This window comes from Dokdonella aquatica (assembly GCF_051987395.1).
Taxonomy (GTDB): Bacteria; Pseudomonadota; Gammaproteobacteria; order Xanthomonadales; family Rhodanobacteraceae; genus Dokdonella.
Genome location: NZ_CP197094.1, coordinates 1921002 through 1944724, shown reverse-complemented (window position 1 = coordinate 1944724; position 23723 = coordinate 1921002). Strand labels below are relative to the sequence as shown.

The window sequence follows — 23723 nt, the reverse complement described above, 5'->3', positions numbered from 1 at the left end:
CGGCCGCCGCTGTCTCGGCACGGCGGCCGCTCTTTCTTCCCACCGAGAGATTCCCGATGGCCTTCCGTTTCGCCCCTGCCCTGCTCGCCGCCGCCGTGACCCTTGCCGGCTGCACCTCTCCCGCACCGCCTTCGGCCAGCGCGCCGGCTCCGGCCGCCACGGCCGACACCACCACACCGAAGCCGGAAGCGCCCGCGCTGCCCGCCTCGGTCGAGGACCTCCAGAAGCGCTCGTTCCAGTGGTTCTGGGACCACACGCGCGAGGACAACGGCCTCATCCCCGACCGCACGCCGCACGTCGAGCCGTTCTCGAGCATCGCGGCCATCGGCTTCGGCCTTACCGCCTATGGCATCGGCGTCGAACGCGGCTGGGTCACGCGCGAGGACGCACGCGCGCGCACGCTCAAGGTGCTGCGCTTCCTGCACGACCTGCCGCAAGGCCCGAGCATCGAGAGCGATGCCGGCCACCACGGTTTCTTCTACCACTTCCTCGGCCTCGCCAATGGCCTGCGCTATGCGCGCTGGGTCGAGGTGTCCTCGGTCGACACCGCGCTGCTGCTCGGCGGCGTGCTGTTCGCGCAGAGCTACTACGACGGTGCCGATGCCGACGAGGTGCAGATCCGCGCACTCGCCGACGCGATCTACCGCCGCGTCGAATGGCCGTGGCTGCAGGAGCGTTCGCCGCTGATCTCGATGGGCTGGGTGCCGGAAGACGGCGTCATCAGCCACGACTGGATCGGCTACAACGAAGCCATGCTCGTCTACATCCTCGCGCTCGGTTCGCCGACGCATCCGGTCGATCCGGCCGCATGGACCGCCTGGACGAAGACCTACGACCATGCCTACGGCGAGTTCCACGGCGAGAAATATCTCGCGTTCGGTCCGCACTTCGGCCACCAGTACTCGCATTCGTGGGTCGACTTCCGCGGCATCCGCGACGAGTGGATGCGCGAGCACGATTTCGACTACTTCGAGAACAGCCGTCGCGCCACGGTCGCCCAGCGCAACTACGCGATCGCCAACCCGATGGGCTGGAAGGATTACGGCGAGACGATCTGGGGACTCACCGCGAGCGACGGGCCGGCCGTGACGACACAGGTCTACAACCTCGTGCCGCGCGAGTTCCGTCACTACTCCGCGCGCGGCGCAGGCCTCGCCGATCCCTACGACGACGGCACGCTCGCGCCGACCGCCGCGGCCGCGTCGATCGCGTTCGCGCCCGACATCGTGATCCCCGCCATCGAGGCCTTCAAGGCGCGCTACGGCGAGCACATCTACCGCGAGTACGGCTTCATCGACGCGATCAACCCGAGCTTCAACTGGACCGACGTCGAGATCAAGACCGGCCACATCGTGCCCGACGTCGGCTGGGTCGACGACAACTACATCGGCATCGACCAGGGCCCGATCGTCCTCATGATCGAGAACCACCGCAACGGCTTCGTGTGGGAGGTCATGAAGAAGAACCCCTACATCCGCAAGGGCCTCGAGCGCGCCGGTTTCACGGGTGGCTGGCTCGAGAAGCCTGCCGAGCCCGCGAAGACGCCATGACGCGATCCACGCCGACGGCCGCGCGTCGCGCGTGGCGCGCAGCCGCGGCGTGCACCTGCACGCTCGGCCTCGCGCTGCTCGCGGCGTGCGCGCCGTCGCGCGACACGCGCACGACGATCACGTTCTGGGCGATGGGCCGCGAGGGCGAGGTCGTCGCCGAACTGCTGCCCGAGTTCGAGCGCCGCCATCCCGACATCCGTGTCCGCCTCCAGCAGCTGCCGTGGACGGCCGTGCACGAGAAGCTGCTGACCGCGTTCGCAGGCGATGCACTGCCCGACGTCGGCCAGCTCGGCAACAGCTGGGTCGCCGAGTTCGCCGCGCTCGAAGCGCTCGAACCGCTCGACGCGCGCGTCGCCGCATCGTCGGTGGTCGCGCGCGACGATTATTTCCCCGGCATCTGGGATACCAACGTCATCGACGGCGCGACCCTCGGCGTGCCGTGGTACGTCGACACGCGCCTCGTGTTCTACCGCAAGGACCTTCTCGCCGAGGCCGGTTTCGCCACGCCACCGCGCGACTGGAACGAATGGCGCCGCGCGATGGCTGCGATCAAGCAGCTCGGCGGTGCGAAGAACTATTCGATCCTGCTGCCGCTCGACGAGTTCGGCCCGCTGCTGAGCCTTGCGATCCAGAAGGACGCACCGCTGCTCAAGGACGACGACACGCGCGGCAACTTCTCGAGCCCCGACTTCCGCGATTCGTTCGACTTCTACACCGGCATGTTCGCGAGCGAGTGGGCGCCGCGCATGAGCGACACCCAGATCTCGAACGTCTGGAACGAGTTCTCGCGCGGCTTCTTCGCCTTCTACATCAACGGTCCGTGGAACATCGGCGAGTTCCAGCGCCGCCTGCCGGCCGATTTCCAGGACAAGTGGACGACGATGCCGCTTCCGGGCCCCGACGGTGCCGGTGCGAGCGTCGCAGGCGGCACCAGCCTCGTCGTGTTCAGGCAGTCGGACAAGCAGGACGCGGCCTGGAAGCTCATCGAGTACTTCGCCGAGCCGGCCGTGCAGCTGCGCTTCCACGAACTCACCGGCGACCTGCCGCCGCGCCGCAGCGTGTGGAGCGATCCGCAGCTCGCCGACGACCGCCACGCTGCCGCGTTCCGCGAGCAGCTCGAGCGCGTGAAGCCGACGCCGAAGGTGGCCGAGTGGGAGCGCATCGTCATCGAGATGCAGCGCGCCGCCGAGCGCGTCGCGCGTGGCGGCGCGGATCCTGCGAAGACGCTTGCCGCACTCGACAAGGAGGTCGACGCGATCCTCGAGAAGCGCCGCTGGATCCTCGAGCACCGCAAGGAGGCAGCGGAGTGAATCCGAACCGCGCCGCCTGGCTGTTCGTCACGCCCGCGCTCGCCGTCATCGGCGTGTTCTTCCTGCTGCCCGTGCTCGCCGCGTTCGCGCTGAGCCTGACCGACTTCGACCTCTACGCGCTCGCCGACCGCGACAACCTGCGTTTCGTCGGCCTCGGCAACTACCTCGACCTGCTGCGTACGCCGATGTTCTGGCAGTCGCTCGGCAACACGTTCTACTTCGTGCTGGTCGGCGTGCCGCTGTCGATCGCGGTGTCGCTCGCCGCCGCGCTGCTGCTCGATTCGAAGCTCGCGCGCTTCAAGGGCTTCTTCCGCACCGCGCTGTTCGCGCCCGTGGTCACGACGATCGTCGCGGTCGCGGTGATCTGGCGCTACTTCTTCCACACGCGCTACGGCCTCGTGAACTACACGCTCGACCTCGTCGGCATCCCGCCGATCGACTGGCTCGGCAGTGCCGACTGGTCGATGCCGACGATCATCCTGTTCGCGGTGTGGAAGAACTTCGGCTACAACATGATCATCCTGCTCGCCGGCCTTCAGGCGATCCCGCACGACCTGTACGAGGCCGCACGCATCGACGGCGCCTCGTTCTGGAAGCAGCTGCGCCACATCACGCTGCCGATGCTCAAGCCGACCATGCTGCTCGTCGCGATCATCACCACCTCGGGCTACTTCCAGCTGTTCGCCGAGCCCTACGTGATGACGCGCGGCGGCCCGCTGCAGAGCACGACGAGCGTTCTGTACTTCATGTTCGAGGAAGGCTTCAAGTGGTGGAACCTCGGCCGCGCCTCGGCCGTCGCGTTCCTGCTGTTCGCGCTGATCCTCGGCGTCACGGCGCTCATGCTGCGCCTCGGCCGCCGCGGGGAACAGGCGTGAACCCGCGCCTCGCCAAGGTCCTCGTCAACGGCCTGCTGATCGGCTTCGCGATCGTGAGCCTCGCGCCGCTCGCATGGATGCTGTCGGTGTCGTTCATGCCGGCCGGCGAAGCGAGCGCGTTCCCGCCACCGCTGCTGCCGAGCTCGCCGACGCTCGCCAACTACACGCAGCTGTTCGAGCGCGACGGCATGGGCCGCTACCTCGCCAACAGCGCGTTCATCGCGAGCGCGGTGACGCTGCTGTCGCTCGCGTTCAACCTCGCCGCGGGCTACGCCTTCGCGAAACTGCGCTTCAGGGGGCGAGAGCGCCTGTTCAAGACCCTGCTCGGTGCGCTCGTGATCCCGGCACAGGTTGCGATGATCCCGCTGTTCCTGCTCATGAAGTCGCTCGGCCTCGTCAACAGCTACGGCGGCATCATCGTGCCCGCGATGGCCGGCATCTTCGGCATCTTCCTCGTGCGCCAGTACGCGCGTTCGATCCCCGACGAGCTGCTCGAGGCCGCGCGCATCGACGGCGCCGGTGAGCTGCGCATCTTCGCGCGCATCGTGCTGCCGCTGCTCAAGCCGATCATCGTCACGCTCGCGATCTTCACGTTCCTCGCGAGCTGGAACGACTTCATGTGGCCGCTCATCGTGCTCAGCGACCAGACCTACCAGACCCTGCCCGTCGCGCTCGCCTCGCTGTCGCGCGAGCACGTCATGGACAACGAACTCATGATGGCCGGCTCGGTCGTGACGATCACGCCCGTGCTGCTGCTGTTCCTCGTGCTGCAGCGCTACTACATCCAAGGCCTGCTGCTCGGAAGCGTCAAGGGATGAGGTTGGCGCGGCGTGTCGCGCTCGAGCCCCTCTCCCTCCGGGAGAGAGGTTGGGGAGAGGGTGCGGTGACGTGACGATGTCCGATGCCCGTCGCGGGACCGGCCCCTCATCCGGCCCTTCGGGCCACCTTCTCCCGGTGGGAGAAGGGGACGAGACAACGCGACGCGATGCCGCCGCAAGACGAGCGCATCCTTCCGCGTCATGCCCCGCCCGGATGCCCGACGGGATCACACCGGCCACGCCCCGCCGATGACGCCACCTCGAATCCACATGCCCCGCGCCACGGAGATCCCCATGCCCGCACGCATCGACATCCTTTCCCTGCGCGCGCTCGCCGCCGTCCTCTCGCTCGGCGCACTGCCGACGCTTGCTTCGGCCGAGGTGATCGACGACTTCCGTAACCCGAAGCCGTGGAAGGCACTCGCCTCCGATCAGGTCTCGGCGACGCTGCGCCCGCTCGACCGTGCGCTGTGCCTGGACTACGACTTCAACGGCGTGTCCGGCCACGCCGCGATGCGCCGCACGCTGCCGCTCGCGTTCCCGGCCGACTACGCGTTCGACTTCGAGGTGCGCGGCAGCGGCCCGGCCAACCAGTTCGAGTTCAAGCTCATCGACGACAGCGGCGACAACGTCTGGTGGGTCAGCAAGCCCTCGACGACGTTCCCGTCGGAGTGGACGCCCGTGCGCTACAAGAAGCGCCACATCTCGCCGGCCTGGGGGCCGCTCGAGGACAAGACGCTGCGCCGCACGCAGTTCGTCGAGTTCACGATCTACGCGAACACGGGCGGCAAGGGCGAGGTCTGCCTGCGCGACCTGCGCCTCGCCGAGCGCGATCCCGCACCGGCGACATGGCCGGCGCCGAAGCTCACGTCCGATGCCGGTCGTGTCCCGGCTGGACTCGTGGGCAATCCGCCCGACGACGCGATCGCCTGGCGCACGACGCGTCGTGAAGGCACGCCGCGTACGCTCACGATCGACTTCACGCGCCCCCGCGAGTTCGGCGCGTTGACATTGCACTGGGCCGATGGCGCCTACGCAAGCCGCTATGACGTCGAGGCCTCCGACGACGGTCGGCGCTGGCGCATGCTGCGCCGCGTCGAGCACGGCAACGGCGGCGTCGACCACCTGCTGCTCACCGAATCCGAGGCGCGCCGCCTGCGCCTCGTGCTGCACGACGGTCCCGGCAGCGAGTACGCACTGTCTTCGGTCGACGTGCAGGACATCGCCGTCGGCGCGACGCCGAACACGTTCCTGCAGGCGATCGCGGCCGACGCACCGCGCGGACAGTATCCGCGCGGCTTCTCGGGCGAGCAGACCTACTGGACCCTGGTCGGCATCGACGGCGGACACGAGAGCGGCCTGATCGGCGAGGACGGCGCGATCGAGGTCGCGCGCGGCGGCTTCTCGATCACGCCGTTCGTGCGCGAATCCGATGAGGAAGGCACGCCGCCACGCTCATGGGCCGATGTCGCGATCACGCAGCGCCTTGCCGATGCGCATCTGCCGATGCCGGGCGTGCGCTGGGACGGCGCACGCGACGGTACGCCGTCGTGGCATCTGGACATCGACGCGTTCGCGCAGGGCGACACCGAAACCTCGCGCCTGTTCGCGACCTACACGCTCAGCAACGACACGGACGCACCGAAGACGCTCACGCTCGCACTCGCGGTGCAGCCGTTCCAGGTCAACCCGCCCGTGCAGTTCCTGACCACGCCGGGTGGCGTCAGTCCGATCCGCGAACTCGGGTTCGACGGCCGCAGCGTCAACGTCGACGGCAAGCCGCGCGTGTGGCCGATGGTCGCGCCGACGTCGTTCTTCGCGACGCCGTTCGACCAGGACATGGTCGCGCAGCACCTGTCACGTGATCGCCTTCCCGAGGCGACATACGTGCGCGACGAGACCGGCCTCGCTTCGGGCGCACTCGTCTACCGCCTCGAGCTCGATGCCAGGGCTTCGCGCACGATCACGCTTGGCATCCCGCTGAGCGGCACGCCGCGCACGCCGAACCTGCCGTCCGACGCGTTGCAGGGCTGGGTCGACGTGCAGCGCGGCAGCGTCGCAGCCGAATGGCGTGCCAAGCTCGACCGCGTGAAGCTGGCCGGACCGGCGGGCATGCAGCCCCTCGTCGATACGCTGCGCACCTCGCTCGCGCACGTGCTGATCAACCGCGACGGCGTGAAGATCCGTCCCGGCACGCGCTCCTACGCGCGCTCGTGGATCCGCGACGGCGCGATGACGTCCGAGGCACTGCTGCGCATGGGCCACGCGACCGAGGCGCGCGAGTTCCTCGAGTGGTACGCGCCGTTCCAGTTCGCCAACGGCAAGGTGCCGTGCTGCGTCGACGCGCGTGGCTCGGATCCCGTGCCCGAGAACGACAGCCACGGCGAGCTCGCGTTCCTCGCCGCCGAGGTCGCGCGCTACACGCAGGACCGCGCGCTCGCCGAGGCGATGTGGCCGCACGTCGACAAGGCCACGCGCTACATGGACGAGCTTCGCGCGAGCGAGCGCACCGACGCCAACCGCGGCACCGAGCGCTACGGCCTGCTGCCGCCGTCGATCAGCCACGAAGGCTATTCGGCCAAGCCGGCCTACTCGCATTGGGACAACTTCTGGGGCCTGATCGGCTACACGAGCGCCGAGACGCTCGCGCGCCAGCTCGACCGCGACGCCGACGCGACGCGCCTGGCACTCTCTCGCGACGCGTTCCGCGCCGACATCCTCGCCTCGCTCGACGCGAGCGCGAAGCGCTTCGGCATCACGTTCATTCCGGGCGCGGCCGATCTCGGTGACTTCGACGCGACGTCCACGACGATGGCCCTGTCGCCAGGCGGCGAGCGCGAGCACCTGCCGCCGGCGATGCTCGAGGCGACGTTCGAACGCTACTGGCGCGAGTTCGTCGAGCGCCGCGACGGCCAGCGTGCGTGGAAGGACTACACGCCGTACGAGTGGCGCAACGTCTCGGCCTTCGTGCGCCTGGGCTGGCGCGAACGCGCGCACGAGGCGATCGCGTTCTTCTTCGGCGACCGCCGCCCGCAGGCCTGGAACCAGTGGGCCGAAGTGGTCGGCCGCGACGCACGCGAACCGCGTTTCATCGGCGACATGCCGCACGGCTGGGTCGCCTCGGACTTCATCCGCGCCGCACTCGACCTGTTCGCCTACGAGCGCGTGTCGGACCGTGCGATCGTGCTCGGCGGCGGCCTCACCTCCGACTGGATCGACGCCACCGGCATCACGCTCGACGGCCTGCACACGCCGTACGGCGTGCTCGGCTACACGCTGCGCCGCGACGGCGAGCGCATCCGGCTGTCGCTGCGCGGCGACGCCGCGCGCGTGCCACCCGGTGGCTGGGTGCTCACGCTGCCGCCCGACCTCGTGCCCGCGCGCACGCGCGTCGACGGTCGCAATGCGACGTGGAAGGATGGCGAGCTGCGCCTGACCAACGCGAAAGCCGACGTCGTCGTGACGCTGGCCAAGGCGCGCTGAGCGCGCACCGCATCGACCGGAGAACCACCATGCGCGTCGTCGCCCTGCTCGTCTGCCTGCTGTTCGCACCGATCCTGCACGCGTTCGAGTCGCGCGTGGACACGCACACCGGCACGCTCGAAGGCGCCGCGTGGCGCATCGACGTGCCGGCCGACTGGAACCGCACGCTCGTCGTCTACTTCCACGGCTACTCGGTCGAGCCGGTCACGTTGCCGCAGACCGCCGCGCTGTATCCGCCGCTGCAGGACCTCGTCGACCGCGGCTACGCGGTCGCACAGTCGGCCTACGCGCAGACCGGCTGGGCCGTCGAGCAGGCCAGCGCCGACAGCGAGCGCCTGCGCAAGCATTTCGTGCGGTTGCACGGCGCGCCGAAGCGCACGCTCGCGATGGGCATGTCGATGGGCGGCCTGCTGACCGTGCACGCGCTCGAGACGCAGCCGAAGGTCTATGCAGGCGGCCTCGCACTGTGCGGCGTGCTCGCCCCGGCCGACACGCTGATGCAGCACCAGTTCGCCGTGCGCGCCGCGTTCGACTACTACTTTCCCGGTCTGCTCGGTCCGCTCACGCCGGTGCCGCCGCTGTTCATGCCCGACGGCCGCACGAGCGGGCGCATCGATGCGGCATTGCGCAGCAATCCGACGGCTGCCGCGGCGCTGCGCGCGCTGCAGGCCGGTTCGGACGACGACAACCTGCCCGGCGTGATCGGCTTCTCGACGTACGTCATCGGCGAGATGCAGCGCCGCGCGGGTGGCAATCCCTTCGACAACCGCGCGTTCGCGTACACGGGCACCGGCGACGACGATGCGCTCGCCGTCGGCGTCGTGCGCTACACCGCCGATGCGAAGGCGACGCGCTACCTGTCGCGCTGGTACACGCCGACCGGTCGCCTCGAACGGCCGCTCGTCGCGCTGCACACGAGCCGCGATCCGCTCGTGCCCGCGTCGATGGCCTGGCACTACGCACAGCGCCTGCGCGAGACCGGTCGCGAGGCCAACCTCGTGACGCGCATCGAGCCGCGCGAAGGCCACTGCACGATGTCGCAGGCGTCGGTCACGTCGGCATTCGACGACCTCATCGGCTGGCTCGACGGCAAGCACCCCGACCGGCCGCGCTGACGCCGCGGGCGGCCTGCGTCAGGGCAGCGCCTGGAACGGGCACAGGTTCTGCCAGGCCTCGGCGAGCTGCGCGCTCGCGTAGACGTGGCCACCCGTGAACGTCGCATACCACAGCGTGTCGCCGAGCACCCAGCCGTTCGCGGCGAAGCGGTCGCGATCGGCCGCGACGAAAGGCTGCAGCGAATCGCCGGTGCCCACGTGCAGGCTCACGGGGATGCGCCGCGATGCGGCCGCGACGAGCGTATTGCATTCCGACGCGTTGCCACAGGCGAAGGCCTGCTGCGCGCCCGCACTCACCGCGTAGCCCGCGAACGTGTCGATCGTGACCTGCGTGCTGTAGTGATTGAGCACGAGGTCGTGCATGACGTGGCCGCCGGCCGAGAAGCCCCAACCGATGCGGCGCGAGCGGTCGATCGCGTACGCAGCCTCGACGTCGGCGATCACGGCCGCGAACGTGTCGTAGTCGCTCGGCCCCGGCGGCGGCGCGACCCAGCCGCCGCTCGAACCCGTGGCAACCGGCGCGACGACGATGAAACCGCCGGCTTCGGCCACGCTGCTCCACGCGTTGCGCACGGACTGGGCGGCGGTCGGCGCCGAGGCCGCGCTGCCGGACTGGCCGTGCAGCGCGAACACGAGCGGCACGGCGCGACCCGGTGTGTAGCTCGACGGCACGTGCAGGTAATAGGTGCGCGTGCCGAAGCCCGGCACCGCGACGCTGCGCATGAGGCTGCCCGGGAACGTGCCGCCGCTGCCGCCCGAAGGCAGCGTGACGACGGACGCCGCGCCTTCGAATGCGTCCGCGAACACACTGTCGGGATGCGCGCAGATCCAGTCGGGCAGGCGCGCGGTCGTCGTCGCGCCGGCCGCCTGCGCGACGAGCGCCAACGCAGGCCATGCGATCGTGTGCAGCATCCTCGGCATCGCGGGTTCCGTGTCGGCGGAGCGCCCTACCCTACGCGGCGACGCGGCACGAGAACGAGACCTGCGTCGAGCACTGCCTGTGCGGCGGTTCCCAGAAGACCCGCATCGTGGTGCAGCACCGCGACCGTCGGCACCTGCGCCATGCGCGCGGCGAAGCGCCCCTTGTCCTCGAAGCGGCGGCGGAACGCCTCGCTGTGGAACCAAGCGCGCAGGCGCGGCGTGAGCCCGCCGGTGAGGTAGACGCCGTCCCACGCGCCGAACGCGAGCACGAGGTCGCCCGCGGCCGCGCCGAGCATCTCGCAGAAGCCTTCGACCGCGCGCACGCACAAGGCATCGTCGCCGTGCTGCGCACGCAGCGTCACGTCGGCCGGCTCGAGGGCCTCCGTGGCGACGCCGTCGATCGTGCCGAGCGCGTGGTAGAGGTTGACCAGGCCCGATCCGCACAGCAGGCGCTCGTTGGACACGCGTCCGAAGCGTTCGGTGAGCACGCGCAGGATCTCGATCTCGTGCGCGGTGCGCGGCGCGAAACTGAGGTGCCCGCCTTCGGTGTCGAGCGTGAGCACGCGGCCGTCGCGCACGAGCAGCGCGCCGACGCCAAGCCCCGTGCCGGGCCCCGCGATCGCGAAGGTCTGGTGCGCGGCGTCGCCCGGTGCGCGTGGCGCGATGCCACCGAGCACCTCGACGTGCGCATCGTCGAGCAGCGTGAGCGACAGGCTCATCGCGGCGAAGTCGTTGAGCCCGCGCACGCCGTCGAGGCCGAGTGCCGCACGCGTGCCTTCGAGCGAGGTCGTCCAAGGATGGTTGGTCAGGCGCACCTCGTCGCCGACGACCGGCCCCGCGAACGCGAACACGCCACGTGTCACGCGCGCACCGGCATCGTCGAGGTAGCGCCGCGCGGCGTCGGCGAAACCCGCGAAGTCGGCGACGCGGTAGCGGCGGATCGAATCCTCGACCAGCGGTTGCGCGGCCTCGGTGTCGGCGAGCGCGAAGCGGACGTTGGTGCCGCCGACGTCGGCGAGCAAGGTGGTCGTCATGCGGATCGGAACTCCTCGGGGCGTTGGCGCGGCCGTCGTCTTCGTAGCGCGAAACGCGTGGCGCGCGCCAGCACGACAACACCGATGCAGCGCGTCGTGCGAGACGTCGGCTCCCGGCACTGGCCATGCCATGCTGAAAACGATTACATTGCCGGGTTGCCAAGCATCGCGCGATCGGTCGCGGCATTCATGCCGCACCGCAACACGTTGGGAGAATGCCTCATGGCGAGCCTCAGGCTGGATGCGGTCCGCAAGGTCTACGACAACGGCCACGTCGGTGTCGAAGGCGCGACGTTCGACATCGCGGACGGCGAATTCCTCGTCCTCGTCGGGCCGTCGGGCTGCGGCAAGTCCACGCTGCTGCGCATGATCGCCGGACTCGAGACGATCAGCTCGGGCACGCTGTCGATCGGCGACCGCGTCGTCAACGACGTCGCACCGAAGGACCGCGACATCGCGATGGTGTTCCAGAGCTACGCGCTCTACCCGCACATGACGGTCGAGGAGAACCTCGGCTTCGGGCTCAAGCTGCGCGACACGCCGAAGGACGAGATCGCGCGCCGCGTCGCCGAAGCGGCGGACACGCTCGAACTCGGCTCGATGCTCGCGCGCAAGCCGGGCCAGCTCTCGGGCGGCCAGCGCCAGCGCGTCGCGCTCGGCCGCGCGCTCGTGCGCAACCCGAGCGTGTTCCTGCTCGACGAACCGCTGTCGAACCTGGATGCGCGCCTGCGCATGACCATGCGCGTCGAGCTCGCGCGCCTGCATCGTCGCGTCGGCACTACGATGATCTATGTCACCCACGACCAGATCGAGGCGATGACGCTCGGCCAGCGCATCGTCGTGCTCAAGGACGGCCGCATCCAGCAGATCGACACGCCGATGGCGCTGTACGCGCGCCCGGTCAACCTGTTCGTCGCGGGCTTCCTCGGCAGCCCGGCGATGAACCTGCTGCGCGGCACCGTGATCGAACGCGACGGCCTGCGCCTCGACACGGGCTGCATGGTCGTGCCGCTCGGCGACAACGCGATCGCGCGCGCGCACGTCGGCCGCGAGCTCGTCGCGGGCCTGCGCCCCGAGGATCTCGCACCGGTCACGGGCGAAACGTCCGGTGCACGCCTCGAAGCCCAGCTCGAACTCGTCGAGCCGGTCGGCAACGAGATCTTCCTCAACCTGCGCTGCGGCAAGCAGGCGCTCGTCGCGCGCGTGCCACCGCAGGAACTGCCCGAGCCGGGTGGCACGATCGCGCTCGGTTTCGCACCCGAGCGCCTGCACCTGTTCGATCCGCATACGGAGGCCCGCCTGTCATGAGCTCGCCCATCCTCACGCGCCGCACGCTGCAGCGTGCGCTGTTCGCGCTCGTCCTGCTGTTTGCCGCGCTGCCCGCATTCGCTCAGCGCGCCGCCGACGCACCGGATCCCTGGAGCGCCGACATCGCCGCGTTCGAGGCGGCCGACCGTACGAACCCGCCTGCACCGGGCGGCGTGCTGTTCATCGGCAGCTCGTCGATCCGCTTCTGGACCTCGCTCGAGCAGGACTTCCCCGACGTGCGCATCGTGCGCCGCGGCTTCGGCGGCTCGGAGGTTCGCGATTCGACGCACTACGCCGACCGCATCGTCGTGCCGTACAAGCCGCGCCTGGTGCTGCTCTATGCGGGCGACAACGACCTCGCCGCAGGCCGCTCGGTGCAGCAGGTCGTCGACGATTTCAAGGCGTTCGTCGCGCGCGTGCGCAAGGATCTTCCCGACACGCGCATCGCCTACATCGCGATCAAGCCGAGCCCCGCGCGCGCGAACCTGCTGTCGTCGTCACGCGCCGCCAACGACGCGATCGCGGCGTGGGCGAAGACCCAGCGCGGCGTCGAGCTCGTCGACATCTTCACGCCGATGCTCGACGCGAACGGCGTGCCGCGTGAAGACATCTTCCTCGAGGATCGCCTGCACATGAATCGCGCGGGCTATGCGATATGGATCGAGACCATCGGTCCGGTGATCCGCGCGGGCGCGACGAAGCCGTGACGCCGATCACGAGGCGGCCCACGGCTGCCTCGTGATGCCAGGCCTTCAACGCGGATCGAAGCCGTCGCTGAAGAGACGGTCGTCGGAGACCGAAAGCGCGCCCTCGAACAGGATCGCCTGCGAACTCGCGGGGCGGTAGCTGCCGAAGCCACCCGCGGCGAGGCGGAGGCGCCAGCGTCCGCCGCCGAGATCGACGGCCTGCGACGAGAAATCGTGCCATCCGAGCGCATCGCTGCCCGGTGCCGAAGCGCCATGGAAGCGCCACTGCGCGCCGGGCGGCAACACGCTGCCCGGCCACGACACGATCACGTCCGCGGAAGGGCAGTCGAGGATCTCGAAGCGCACCAGCGGCGTCGCCGCGACGAAGCGCACGCCATCCACGATGTCGAGCAGACGGTCGGCGGGATCGACGAGCTGCGCATCGACGAGTTGCGTGCACGTGCCGGCGGCATCGCCTTGCACTTCGATCACGACACGCCCCGTTCCCGCCCCCTGCCCGATCGCACTGCCACCGTGCCAGCGGCCCGACACGGCCGACGCATCGATCGAGGCGACGTGCGCCTGCAGATGGTCGGGGATGCCGTCACCGTTCGCGTCACCGCCGCCGGGACCGGCTTGCTCGACCGCGTCGGGAACGCCGTCCGCATCGGCGTCGGCCTCGAGGTTCAACATGCTCACGCCACGCGTTCCACCCGCGACCACGGTCGACGGCATGCTGCGGTCGACGGCGACAGTCAGCACGCCTTCGGCCCCGAGGCCGACGCTGATCGAGCGCCAGGTCACGCCACCATCGATGGAGCGGTAGACGCCGGCAGGATGCCCCACGCGCCCCGACGCCGCGGCGTACAACGTCGAGGGCGTCACGGGATCGACCGCGATCGAACGGATGTCGCCCGCGGTGATGCCCGAGCTCGAAGGCATCCATTGCGCACCGCCGTCATCGCTGCGGTAGATCGTCGAGTCGCCGCCTCCGGCAGGCAACCCCGCCACCGCCGCCCACAACCGGGAAGGATTTCCCGGATCCATCGCGAGCGCGTAGACGCTGTGATGCGACGAGATCGAGCCCGGCGCCAGGGGCATACCGCTCGATCGCAACGACCACGACGCGCCTCCATCCGTGCTGCGGAAGACGCCGTTCGCAAGTGTTGCAGCACTGCCACTCGCACCCGACCACGACGTCGCGACGTACAAGGTCTGCGTGTCGAACGGATCGACGATCACGGCGACCGTCGTCAGGACCTGACCCGAACCCGAAACGGGTTTCGGAAGGCCGTCGATATCCGACCAGCGCTCGCCACCATCGACGGACTTGATGATGCGATGGGACGTGACGCCCATCGTGCTTCTTCCCGTACTCGTGGCATACAACGTTCGCAGCGGCCCCACGGTACACGCGGCAGGCAGTGCCGGCGGGTTCACGCACGAGCGCGGATCCAGCGCGATGTCGCGAACCTGGCCCAGACTCGCGCCCACGCCGAAGTCGGCATGGCCGATATCCGTCCACGTATCGCCCCCATCGATACTCTTCCACAGCCCCGTGGTGAACGGCGTCGTGGTTCCGTTTCCCTGCCAACCGGTGCCGCCTGCGAACACCGTGGACGTCGCCGGCGCGCCGCCGCTGGTCGGATCGAACACCAGCGCGCGGATGCCGATATGGCGGGGCGTCGACGTCGACGCGACAAGCCCTTCTTCGAGCTGTCCCCGGAAGATCCCGTGCTGGGTCTGGGATGCCGCGAGTGCGTAGCCTGGAGCCGAAGGATGAATCGCGAGCGCGCGAACCGGTGCAGTCAATCCTTCATCGGAGCGCTGCCATTGCCCATCACGCCACCTGAAAAGCCCGGCTTCCGTCGTACCCGCGAGCAGATCGTGGGTGTCCGCCCTCGGAACGATCGCGAGCGAGACGATCGTCGCCGGACCGGCGGGACCCTGGATGGCCGCGGATCCCGGAACGGCGGAGAACGACACGCCCCCGTCCGTCGACATGCGAAGCGTGTTGGCCTCGTCGACGGCATAGACGAGACCGGGGAACGAGGGATGAGCCACCGCCGGCACGCCCCACCATCCCAGTTCCTGCCATGTGATGCCACCATCGTCGCTCCGGTAGCTGTTCAACGTCAGGTAGACGAAGACGCTTCCGCCGGCACCGAAGGTGATCACGGGCATCGTGATCCTGTTCCAGTCCCACTCCGGCACGGAGCGGACAAGCGTCCATGTGGCGCCCGAGTCGGCCGTCCGGTACACCTCGAGCGACTGGCTTCCCTGCGGCTGGCGGATCGCGATGGCGACACCGTCCTGTGCGGGACTGGCGCGAAGGGCGATCGCCGATCCTGCAGGAAAGGCTCCGGGCACGAGATCGAACTGGACGCCGTCGGCACTGAGGTACACGCCCGCCTGACCCATGCCGATGAATCGCGACTGCTGTCCACGTGTCCGCACGATCCCTGTCGAGCAGGCTTCGAGACCGGGCAAGACGCCTTGCACTGCCCAGGTCCGGCCATGGTCGTCAGATCGAAACAGGCGCTGACATCCACCGTCCGGCGCATGCAACACCGCACCGGATGCCACTACGGTGGCTGCACCACCTCGCCCGATGGGCTGCTGCAGCGGCAGGCCACCGCCGATCCGCTGCCAGTTCCCGCCTTGGTCGGAAGACGCATAACTCCCGTTCGCGGTCTGAAGGTAGATGTGCTCCGGCGCTGCCGGATCGTTCACGATCACGGCAACGCCACCGCCCGCAGGACCCGATGCATGCCATGTGGCACCTGTCTGGGACGCCCATGCCGCCACGGAAAGCGTGACGACAACGGATGCGATGCTGGACTTCATGAAACTCCCTCCCTGTCATGACTGCCGGCGGCACTTCCCTGACGCATGGAGCGGACTCCTGCGTGTTGGCAACCTCCCCCGGTCGAACCCCGAGGGTAGCGCGAGTCGCATGACAGGCGCAGCCCCATGCGGCGTGTCGCGGACACGCCCACGCGTGACCCGAGGCATTCGCGGCAGCGTCACGCCACGCGCCGAATCTCCACGACTCGGCACGTAGCGGCCGAAGCGGCGTGCCTTGCGGCGCGTGCAGGCGCGCGTTGCCGGCCGGCCCGGGCTAGTTGCGCGAGGCCGCTGCCTTGCGTTGCGTGGCCAGTTCTTTCCCGAAGGCCTCGCGGGCACGTTCGGCATAGCGGCGGCATTGCGAGGGATCGACGAGCGCCGTGCGATCGATCTTCCCGCCCTTCTCCACGCGCTCCCAGAAGCCGATCATGCCGGGATGCGGCGCCAGCGCGAGGTCGCAGGACAGCGCGGCGACCTTCGCGAAACTGCGCTCGAAATCGTCCACGAGACCGGGATACGCGGCGTTGTCGACGAGCCTGTAGTCGGGTGCCGACAGGCTGCCGACGAACACGATGTCGAGGCAGCGTCCGTCTTCGCATGATCGCCACGCCCACGTCGTGTTGCCCGGTGTATGTCCCGGCGTCGCGTGCGCGGTCAGCGTCAGGTCGCCGAGACGCAGGGCCTCGCCGTCGCGCACCGTGCGGTCGACGCGCACGGGCGGATAGGTGAAGCGGTCGGCGAACTGCGGATCGTCACGCCCGCCGCGCGCGAGCAAGGCCTCGTCCGCGGCACCCGCGATCACCTGCGCGCCGGTGTCGCGCGCGAGCTGCGCGATCGCGCCCGCATGGTCGCAATGCGCCTGCGAATTGAGGATCCACTTGATGTCGTGCAGGTCGACGCCGAGGCTGCGCAGGTTGTTCTCGACGAGCGCCGCGTTCGCGGGAACGCCACCATCGATGAGCACATGCCCGGTCGGTGCCTTGATCAGAAACACGCCGAGCCCGCGCGGGCCGACATGCCAGGTGTCGCCGTGGATCCGGAACGGCGCCTGCTCGGCCACCCACGACGCGTCGTTGACGCACGCGGCAGCGTCGGTGCCGGGCGACGGATCATGCGCCGACGCATCCTGGATGCTGCAGAAGAAGGTCAACGCGAGAACGAGCGATCGAACGTACACGACGTGCTCCGGGATCCATGCGAGGCCGCTCTCGATGCTCAGGGGGCATCGCGCATCGGGCTTGCACACCAGTCTAGTCGATCCCCTGCCGCAACCTTCCGCGAGCACGTGACGCGCAGGGCGGAACCGCCGCAGGCGATTCCACCGTGGACATGCGAAGCCGCCGCGCAGCACGAGAGCGACGAGACCATCCGTGCATGCAAGGCATGCGAGCCACGGGTTCGGCCTTCGCTGACGATCGTGAAATCCGCCGTGCGGGCTTGAGCCTGCGTGATGCGCATGGCCCGACGTCGCACGCGATCTCACCATCGGGATGCTCGAGCCATCGCTTCACGTGAGTGCATCACGGTTCCACGACACGCCTCGCCGCCGTCGCCGTGCCCCACGTGACGAGATCCATCGTTCTGCCGTCCGCGGCGATGCGCAGTTCGAACGGACGCTCTTCGGCGAACCAGTGCGTCGCCGAGGCCGGCTTGAACGTGAAGCGCGCCGACGCTCCCGCGAGCGTGCCGACGAGCGTGCCGTCGTGGGCCGAGAGCGTCAGCTCGAGCGGTGGCTCGGTCGCGATGGACCAGCGCCCGGCGAGCGCCTCGAGCGTCGACGCCGGCTGCGGCGCGTGCACGAACGGCAGTGCCTCGCTCTTGCGCACGGGTGTCGACGTCTCGGCGATGATGCGCCAGACGCCGTCGTCTTCGCGTACCCACAATGCGGTCCAGCGCGACAGGCCGTGGCGCGGCAGACCGCCGAAGTACAGCGCCTTGCTTTCCTCCAGGCCGCGCAGCAGCACCACGTCGTCGGCGATGCGCACCGCTTCGTCTTCGGAAGCCTTCGACGACACGACGCGGCGCTGGTCGCCTTCGCGCCGCTGCAGCAGCATGTCCGCGGTGACGCGCTTGCCGCCGATGTCGACGTAGGTGTATCGCGACGACAGGCCGGCACGGTAGGCCTCGAGATCGCCACGACCGTGCGCGGCGGCGATCTCGGCATCGCGTGCCTGCACCTGCGCGATCACGGGATCGACCGTTTCCGCATGAGCCGACATGGCGGCCAACCACGCCGCGAAGAGCCATCCAACCGTTCGCAACGTCCGCATCGCTCGCTCCGCATTGCCGGGGACGACCGCAGTCTGCGCGGTCGGAAGGCGTGCGTCACCTCCGGCGTTCTCCACGTGCAACTGAAACAGGCGGGGCCACACCCGTGCCTACCCGATTCACCAGACACTGCCCGCGGCATAGGACCGGCGTCCAGAGCTGGGGTCAGGTTCATTCGTCCGAACGGACCTGCGAGCCTGGAGGTACCGCATGCACGAATGAACCTGACCCCGGCTGTCGATGCCGTGGCGACAGGCCTGGTGCGAGCATGTGGTGCCACCGGGCGCGGCGCCTTTCGTCCGCAGCGCGGGCGACCGAAGCGCACGCCTGCCCGCAACGTGAGCAGGCAGGCACGCGATCCACGTGGCGTCAGGCCGCGCGCGGCACCTTCAGGCCGAACCGCACGAGCGCGCCGATCACGACGAACAGCACCGCGCCGCTCAGGGCGAGCGACCAGTGGATGCCGATGCTCGCACCGACGAGGCCGACGGTGATGCCGCTGAACGTGCGCATGCCCATCGCGAACATGTTGAACACGCCTATCGCGCGGCCACGCAGCTCGGCCGGCGCCTCGAGCTGCACCAGCGTCTGCGCCATCGCGTTGAACGACAGTTCGACGAAGCCCGCGACGAACAGCAGCGCGAGTGCGAGCGGGTAGCTCGAGGTCAGTGCGAAAGAAGCCAGCGCGACGCACCACGTCATCGCGAGGAAGCACGCCGTGCGCGCACGCGGCTGCAGCAGGTTGCGGCTCTCGAGCACGATGCCGGCGGTCAGTGCGCCCGCCGCGTCGGCGGCGAGCAGCATGCTGTAGAAGAAGTCGGCCTTGCCCTGGCCGAGATCGTGGGCGAAGCCCGGCATCTGCGCCTGGTAGGCGTTGCCGATGAACAGCGACGCTGCGCCGGCGAGGATCGTCATCGCGAGGATCACGCGATGGTGCGCGATCTCGCCCAGCGCACGGCCGATGTCACCGAGCGTGCGCACCGCACGCGTCGCCACGACCGTGCCGGCCGCGCGGAACTTCGGGCCATATGGCGCGACCGCGAGCCACAGGATGAAGGGCAGGTAGAGCAGTGCGTTGACGAGGATGCCGGTCTTGGGGCCGAGCCACAGCAGCAGGCCGCCACCGACGCCGGGACCGGCGAGCATGCCGAGCTGGCGCGCGGTCGCGTTGAGGCGCACCGCGCTCTGCAGGTGCTCGCGGCCGACGATGTCGTGCAGCAGCAGCTGCGACGGCGGCCCCCACAGCACGCCGGCGAGGCCGTGGATGATCAGCAGCACGGCCGCATGCCAGACCTCCAGCATGTCGGTCACGAACAGCACGCCCCAGGCGATCGACACGCCCATGAAGAGCACCATGCCGAGCTGGATCATGCGGCGCGGATCGAAGCGGTCGGCGAGCGCGCCCGAGTACACCGAGAACAGCAGGAACGGCAGCCAGTGCGAGACCACCGCGAAGCCGCCGAGCGCGGGTGAGTTGAACTTGCCGAAGATGACCCAGTAGCTGATCACGTGCTCGATGTTGTCGGCCATCATCGCGAGGGCCGAAAGCAGGAAGTACGCGCGGAAACCGGGGTGCCGCAGGGCGGCGAAGGCGACCGGCGGCGCCGGTGCGGGAGTCGAAGCGTTCAAGGGCGTTCCTCGTGGACCGGTCAAGCGACTGCGCCCCGTGCCCGCGGACGGCGGCACGACGGGTCCGGCATGCCGGAGACGTTGGCGCGTTGATTGACGTGAACGCTTACGGCGACCACGCGACGCGCGGTGCGTCGCGAATGATAACGGAACACCCCGTGCGCGCCGCCGCGCGAACCGTGGAGAAATGGCGCAGGCCGCACGTCGGGCACATGGGCGGCAGGGCTCGCCAGCCGGCCGCGCATGGCGCGTGGCGACATACACATCGACGTCCGGAGCGGCCCACCCGAGCGCGCTTCACGGCGCTTCGAGTTCGACACGAGCCTGCTGGATCTCGTGATCCTCGCCAACGATCAGGTCGTCGGCCAGCACGAACGACGTTCGCGACGCCACCGTCATGCAGAACCGATGATGGGGCGTACCCGACGCGAGCCATGCATCGACCTGTGCCTGCGTGACGTTGGTGACGCGATGATCCGAGACCAGCGTTGCCATGACCGGCAGCCAGGGATCATGGACGACGTCGTGACAGGACCGGCGAACGGCCTCCACCACACAGCGGTCGCCGGCCATCCGTCCGGCCTGCGTGTATGTCGTGTCCCGCAGATCGTCGTAGAACGCCGCATAGCCCTCGCTCTCGACCGAAGTTTCCTCGATCCACACCTGCATCCGCTCGAGCAGCGCGCCCCGGTAGACGCCGACGTAGTAACGCTTCAGCGATGCCTTGAAGGCGGCCTCGTCGGACGCATCGAGCGCCGAGAAGAACGCCGCCTGCCTCATCCAGCGCGCCACGCTGGCCGGGCAGGACGCGGCGACGGCAGGCGATGACGCGAGCATGGCGAGGATGAGCGCCGCAAGGAGAGACGGGACCTTCGTGTCACCGCGCCGGTACGGGCTTGACGCGCCGGCCATCATGCCGTGCACGTCGTACTCCGGCGTTCATCGCGGGCGCGCTTCCCGGAACTGCCACGTGGAAAGTGCCTGATCATCGACGAAGGCCCGAGATCACCAGACCCGTACCGGCGATTCCGCCGACCAGCCCCGCCACGATCCACCACGATGACGCCGTCGCGTACGGATGGGATTCGAGCATGCCGCAGCGGTCTTCTGCGTAGTCATAGCTTCCGCTGGCATCGAGGCATGCGTCGACCCTCCACCACGTCGAGGCCGCTGTCCAGAGCAGTTGCGACGACACCAGCACGGCCGCCGTGCCAGCCGCCAAACGCCTTGCACGCATCACGTGGCTCCCGGGCGCGACCACCACGCCTCTCACATGGCCCCAGCATCGCTCCCGCGAGAGGCCATCACGCGGCGCGCATGTGGCGATTCCGGGGCATCGTATCCCACGTCTGTCGCGTTGCGCCTTGCCTGCATCACATGCTCGTGTACGCCTCAAGCCCACGAACGCAGCGGCAGCAAGCCCCGGCAGGCCAGCGCGATCGAAAGCTGCAGGACGGCGAGCATCGCGAGTGTGTCGATGCATCGTCGTGGCGAGTCGAATGCCGTGCCGCGCACGCACGCCAGTCCCGCGAGCATCGTGACAGGCAACGAAGCCGTCACGACGGCCAGCAGCACGCTCGCGATCGTCATGTCACCGATTGCGACAAACGGCTGCGCGAGGAAAAGCGGCAGTGGCAGCGCGAGCGCCACGATACCGAGGAAGGGCACGAAGCCCGGCCGTGCAACTGCACCGCGCCACGGCAGCAGGCCACCCAAGAGCAGCCAAGCGAGGCCGAGGATGCCTGCAGCAGCGCTCAGCCACCGCGCGGCGACGGTCGGCCACGTGACCTGCGCGAACGTCTGCATGCCCGTCGACAGCGTGCGCGTGCCGTCAGGATCGAAGAACAACGCATGCGAGGCGATCGCGCGGCCCTGCGCCCGCCACAGCGAGCCGCCTGCGGGAAACAAGTGCGCTCCGTCGGTCATGATCGGGCCGACGCGCAGCCCTTCGCCCTCGCCGCGCACGCGCACGATGCCGAACACGGCATCGATCCATGCGAGGCTCGCGAAACGGTTCGGCGAGGGCTCGTAGAAGCCGTCCCATGACGCGGCCCCGGTGCCGCGCAGAGCGGGTGTCGATGTCGTCGTGGACTCCACGCCCAAAGCCTCGATCAGCATCGCGTCGAAGCGGCCGTAGTCGGCATCCTCGACATCGGCGTTGTGGGCGATGAAGAACGCGCGATCCTGCCCGGGTAACACACAGAGCATCGCGCGGTAGCCCACGGTGTTGCCGCCGTGGCAAAGGCCGATCACACCGTGGCGGTCACGCGTGGCGAGGCCAAGACCGTAGCCCACGCGCAGGCCCGCGACCGCGGCATCGGTGGTCGAAGGCTTGCCCATCATGCGCAGCAGCGCGGCGTCGACGAGCGTCTCGCCGCCAGGCGCTCGTCCTTCGAGCAGAAAGCGTGCGAAGCGAGCCATGTCCGCGGCGGTCGTCGTGAACTGCGCAGCAGGACGCAGCCTGGTCGGCACGGCGGCTTGTGCGACGCCTTTCTCGAAGTGTCCCATCGCGAGCCTCGCATCCGCACGCTCGCCTTCCTGCTTCGCGAACGCGAACGTGCTGTCGTGCATGCCGATCGGTGCGAGCACGTTGTCGTCGAGCCAGGCCTCGTAGCGCGTTCCGGTCACGCGCTCGATGAGCATGCCGAGCACGACGTAGCTGGTGTTCGAGTAGCTCGCGCGCGTACCGGGACGATGGCGCGCGACGAGGGGCAGCACGTCGGCGAGCGTCTCGCGCAACGGCGTGCCGGCATCCACCTGCCGACTGAAGACCTGCGACAGCCGCGCATCGTCGAGCCCCGCCGTGTGGTCGAGCAGGTGACGCACGCGCACCGGATCGGTCGCCTGCCAAGCGTTGTCGAACGCGAGCTCGGGAAGCATCGACGCCACCGGCGCATCGAGCGCCAACCTTCCTTCGGTGACCAGGCGCAGCACGCCGACCGCGAGCACGGTCTTGGCGATCGAACCGACCTGCACCTTGTCGGTGGCATGCATCGGCGATCCGCTGCGTGCATCGCGCACGCCGGCAGCGCCCGTGGAAACGCCATCGGGGCTCACGAGCGACCAGACGGAACCTTGCAGGCCTTGCGTCTCGAGCTCACGCGTGATGCTTGGCTCGAGAGCCGCGTGGTCGTGGCGGTCGCTGGCGGATACCGGTATCGGAAGGAAGCCGAGGATGGCGAAGACGAGCATGCAGCACCGGCGCGTGCATGACATCGCAGACATGTCGGCAAGCATCGGCGCGGGACGTGTGATGGCGTACACGCCGGCACGCTAGCCCGTCGATCATCAAGCGTTCGTGATGCGACGTCGTGCGCATTGGACACCGGCGCCTCCGCGCGCGACGATGCCGGTCCGGCCCATGACGGAGTCTCGTGATGCCGCGTGCTCTCGCGATCGCCCTGCCCGACGACGTGCGCGTCGCCGCGCGCTACCCGGGCGCCTTCTTCGCCGACGCGTTCGCGGTGCCCTTGCCGCCCGGCGGCAGCGCCGACGTACGCGAACTCGCCGAGCGCGCGGTCGGCGAACCCTCACCCTGGGTCGATCGCCTCATGGCGCTGCGCGACGCGCTCGTGACGCCATTCGGCCTCAAGACCGTCAAGGCGCTGCGCAACGACCGTCGTGTCGACGCACCGGCGCGCATCGGCCTGTTCCGCATCTACGAGCAGCATGCCGACGAACTCGTGCTCGGCGAGGACGACCGCCACCTCGATTTCCGCCTGTCGGTGCGCTGCCACGCCGGGCGACTCGTCGCGGTGACCGTCGTGCACTGCCACAACCTGCTCGGCCGCAGCTACATCCGCCTCGTTGCACCGCTCCACCGCGCGATCATGCGGTCGTCGCTGGAGCGTGCGGTGGGTCGCTGAGGAACGGCCAGCA

18 protein-coding genes are annotated in these 23723 nt (G+C 69.3%); 9 read left to right on the top strand and 9 right to left on the bottom strand.

The window, feature by feature from the left end; translation table 11 throughout:
• The first annotated feature begins 56 nt into the window (after nt 1-56).
• The 6 genes from ACQQ2N_RS08635 to ACQQ2N_RS08610 all read left to right on the top strand — a co-directional run bounded on the left by ACQQ2N_RS08635 (nt 57) and on the right by ACQQ2N_RS08610 (nt 9151).
• Nucleotides 57-1550 (top strand): glucoamylase family protein, encoded by a 1494-nt coding sequence (locus ACQQ2N_RS08635; RefSeq protein WP_440225307.1) that lies wholly within the window; start codon nt 57-59, stop codon nt 1548-1550.
• Nucleotides 1547-2860, top strand: a complete 1314-nt coding sequence (locus ACQQ2N_RS08630) for a sugar ABC transporter substrate-binding protein (RefSeq protein ID WP_440225306.1) — start codon at nt 1547-1549, stop codon at nt 2858-2860. Before ACQQ2N_RS08635 ends, ACQQ2N_RS08630 begins: the two co-directional genes overlap by 4 nt.
• Nucleotides 2857-3735, top strand: coding sequence for a carbohydrate ABC transporter permease (locus ACQQ2N_RS08625; RefSeq protein WP_440225305.1), 879 nt, complete (start codon nt 2857-2859; stop codon nt 3733-3735). The genes ACQQ2N_RS08630 and ACQQ2N_RS08625 overlap by 4 nt, the downstream gene beginning before the upstream one ends.
• Nucleotides 3732-4553, top strand: a complete 822-nt coding sequence (locus tag ACQQ2N_RS08620) for a carbohydrate ABC transporter permease (RefSeq protein ID WP_440225304.1) — start codon at nt 3732-3734, stop codon at nt 4551-4553. Before ACQQ2N_RS08625 ends, ACQQ2N_RS08620 begins: the two co-directional genes overlap by 4 nt.
• A gap of 294 nt (nt 4554-4847) precedes the next feature.
• The gene (locus ACQQ2N_RS08615; protein ID WP_440225303.1) at nt 4848-8036 is read left to right on the top strand and encodes a discoidin domain-containing protein; all 3189 of its coding nucleotides are present in this window, start codon (nt 4848-4850) and stop codon (nt 8034-8036) included.
• A 29-nt stretch (nt 8037-8065) separates the two neighbouring features.
• Nucleotides 8066-9151 carry an alpha/beta hydrolase gene (locus ACQQ2N_RS08610; protein WP_440225302.1) on the top strand — a complete coding sequence of 362 codons (1086 nt, stop codon included), beginning with the start codon at nt 8066-8068 and terminating at the stop codon, nt 9149-9151.
• An 18-nt stretch (nt 9152-9169) separates the two neighbouring features.
• On the opposite strand, the gene ACQQ2N_RS08605 is transcribed toward ACQQ2N_RS08610, so the two are convergent.
• Both ACQQ2N_RS08605 and glk read right to left on the bottom strand, forming a co-directional pair.
• Nucleotides 9170-10063, bottom strand: coding sequence for an alpha/beta hydrolase family esterase (locus tag ACQQ2N_RS08605; protein ID WP_440225301.1), 894 nt, complete (start codon nt 10061-10063; stop codon nt 9170-9172).
• Between the two features lie 35 nt (nt 10064-10098).
• Nucleotides 10099-11106 (bottom strand): glucokinase, encoded by a 1008-nt coding sequence (gene glk, locus ACQQ2N_RS08600; RefSeq protein ID WP_440225300.1) that lies wholly within the window; start codon nt 11104-11106, stop codon nt 10099-10101.
• Nucleotides 11107-11328: 222 nt separating this feature from the next.
• Here glk and ACQQ2N_RS08595 point away from each other — a divergent pair, with 222 nt between their 5' ends.
• Together ACQQ2N_RS08595 and ACQQ2N_RS08590 are read left to right on the top strand one after the other, a co-directional pair.
• On the top strand, nt 11329-12414 hold the full coding sequence (locus ACQQ2N_RS08595) for an ABC transporter ATP-binding protein (protein WP_440225299.1): 1086 nt from the start codon (nt 11329-11331) through the stop codon (nt 12412-12414).
• A complete protein-coding gene (locus tag ACQQ2N_RS08590) occupies nt 12411-13121 on the top strand; it encodes a GDSL-type esterase/lipase family protein (protein ID WP_440225298.1) in 711 nt (236 codons plus the stop codon). Before ACQQ2N_RS08595 ends, ACQQ2N_RS08590 begins: the two co-directional genes overlap by 4 nt.
• 45 nt (nt 13122-13166) lie before the next feature.
• Here the strand turns inward: ACQQ2N_RS08590 and ACQQ2N_RS08585 are convergent, their stop codons facing one another.
• From ACQQ2N_RS08585 to ACQQ2N_RS08555, 7 genes are all read right to left on the bottom strand, one after another.
• Nucleotides 13167-15521 (bottom strand): hypothetical protein, encoded by a 2355-nt coding sequence (locus tag ACQQ2N_RS08585; RefSeq protein ID WP_440225297.1) that lies wholly within the window; start codon nt 15519-15521, stop codon nt 13167-13169.
• Nucleotides 15522-16221: 700 nt separating this feature from the next.
• Entirely contained in the window at nt 16222-17232 is a 1011-nt protein-coding gene (gene bla / locus ACQQ2N_RS08580; RefSeq protein ID WP_440225296.1) for a subclass B3 metallo-beta-lactamase, read from the bottom strand.
• A gap of 235 nt (nt 17233-17467) precedes the next feature.
• Nucleotides 17468-18217: a nuclear transport factor 2 family protein gene (locus tag ACQQ2N_RS08575; protein ID WP_440225295.1), complete on the bottom strand. Its 750-nt coding sequence runs from the start codon at nt 18215-18217 to the stop codon at nt 17468-17470.
• Nucleotides 18218-18584: 367 nt separating this feature from the next.
• Nucleotides 18585-19844 (bottom strand): MFS transporter, encoded by a 1260-nt coding sequence (locus ACQQ2N_RS08570; protein ID WP_440225294.1) that lies wholly within the window; start codon nt 19842-19844, stop codon nt 18585-18587.
• A gap of 297 nt (nt 19845-20141) precedes the next feature.
• Nucleotides 20142-20768, bottom strand: coding sequence for a hypothetical protein (locus ACQQ2N_RS08565; protein ID WP_440225293.1), 627 nt, complete (start codon nt 20766-20768; stop codon nt 20142-20144).
• A gap of 61 nt (nt 20769-20829) precedes the next feature.
• Nucleotides 20830-21081, bottom strand: a complete 252-nt coding sequence (locus tag ACQQ2N_RS08560) for a hypothetical protein (protein ID WP_440225292.1) — start codon at nt 21079-21081, stop codon at nt 20830-20832.
• Between the two features lie 155 nt (nt 21082-21236).
• Nucleotides 21237-23036 (bottom strand): serine hydrolase domain-containing protein, encoded by a 1800-nt coding sequence (locus tag ACQQ2N_RS08555; protein WP_440225291.1) that lies wholly within the window; start codon nt 23034-23036, stop codon nt 21237-21239.
• A gap of 185 nt (nt 23037-23221) precedes the next feature.
• Here ACQQ2N_RS08555 and ACQQ2N_RS08550 point away from each other — a divergent pair, with 185 nt between their 5' ends.
• The gene (locus ACQQ2N_RS08550; RefSeq protein ID WP_440225290.1) at nt 23222-23710 is read left to right on the top strand and encodes a DUF2867 domain-containing protein; all 489 of its coding nucleotides are present in this window, start codon (nt 23222-23224) and stop codon (nt 23708-23710) included.
• The last annotated feature ends 13 nt before the right edge of the window (nt 23711-23723 follow it).

What these genes read in the sequence shown, in the direction of transcription:
- ACQQ2N_RS08635 (WP_440225307.1), top strand. Translation starts at nt 57, where the DNA reads ATGGCCTTCCGTTTCGCCCCTGCCCTGCTCGCCGCCGCCGTGACCCTT.
- ACQQ2N_RS08630 (WP_440225306.1), top strand. Translation starts at nt 1,547, where the DNA reads ATGACGCGATCCACGCCGACGGCCGCGCGTCGCGCGTGGCGCGCAGCC.
- ACQQ2N_RS08615 (WP_440225303.1), top strand. Translation starts at nt 4,848, where the DNA reads ATGCCCGCACGCATCGACATCCTTTCCCTGCGCGCGCTCGCCGCCGTC.
- ACQQ2N_RS08610 (WP_440225302.1), top strand. Translation starts at nt 8,066, where the DNA reads ATGCGCGTCGTCGCCCTGCTCGTCTGCCTGCTGTTCGCACCGATCCTG.
- ACQQ2N_RS08605 (WP_440225301.1), bottom strand. Translation starts at nt 10,063, where the DNA reads ATGCTGCACACGATCGCATGGCCTGCGTTGGCGCTCGTCGCGCAGGCG.
- glk (WP_440225300.1), bottom strand. Translation starts at nt 11,106, where the DNA reads ATGACGACCACCTTGCTCGCCGACGTCGGCGGCACCAACGTCCGCTTC.
- ACQQ2N_RS08595 (WP_440225299.1), top strand. Translation starts at nt 11,329, where the DNA reads ATGGCGAGCCTCAGGCTGGATGCGGTCCGCAAGGTCTACGACAACGGC.
- ACQQ2N_RS08590 (WP_440225298.1), top strand. Translation starts at nt 12,411, where the DNA reads ATGAGCTCGCCCATCCTCACGCGCCGCACGCTGCAGCGTGCGCTGTTC.
- ACQQ2N_RS08585 (WP_440225297.1), bottom strand. Translation starts at nt 15,521, where the DNA reads ATGGGTCAGGCGGGCGTGTACCTCAGTGCCGACGGCGTCCAGTTCGAT.
- ACQQ2N_RS08575 (WP_440225295.1), bottom strand. Translation starts at nt 18,217, where the DNA reads ATGCGGACGTTGCGAACGGTTGGATGGCTCTTCGCGGCGTGGTTGGCC.
- ACQQ2N_RS08560 (WP_440225292.1), bottom strand. Translation starts at nt 21,081, where the DNA reads ATGCGTGCAAGGCGTTTGGCGGCTGGCACGGCGGCCGTGCTGGTGTCG.
- ACQQ2N_RS08555 (WP_440225291.1), bottom strand. Translation starts at nt 23,036, where the DNA reads ATGCTCGTCTTCGCCATCCTCGGCTTCCTTCCGATACCGGTATCCGCC.
- ACQQ2N_RS08550 (WP_440225290.1), top strand. Translation starts at nt 23,222, where the DNA reads ATGCCGCGTGCTCTCGCGATCGCCCTGCCCGACGACGTGCGCGTCGCC.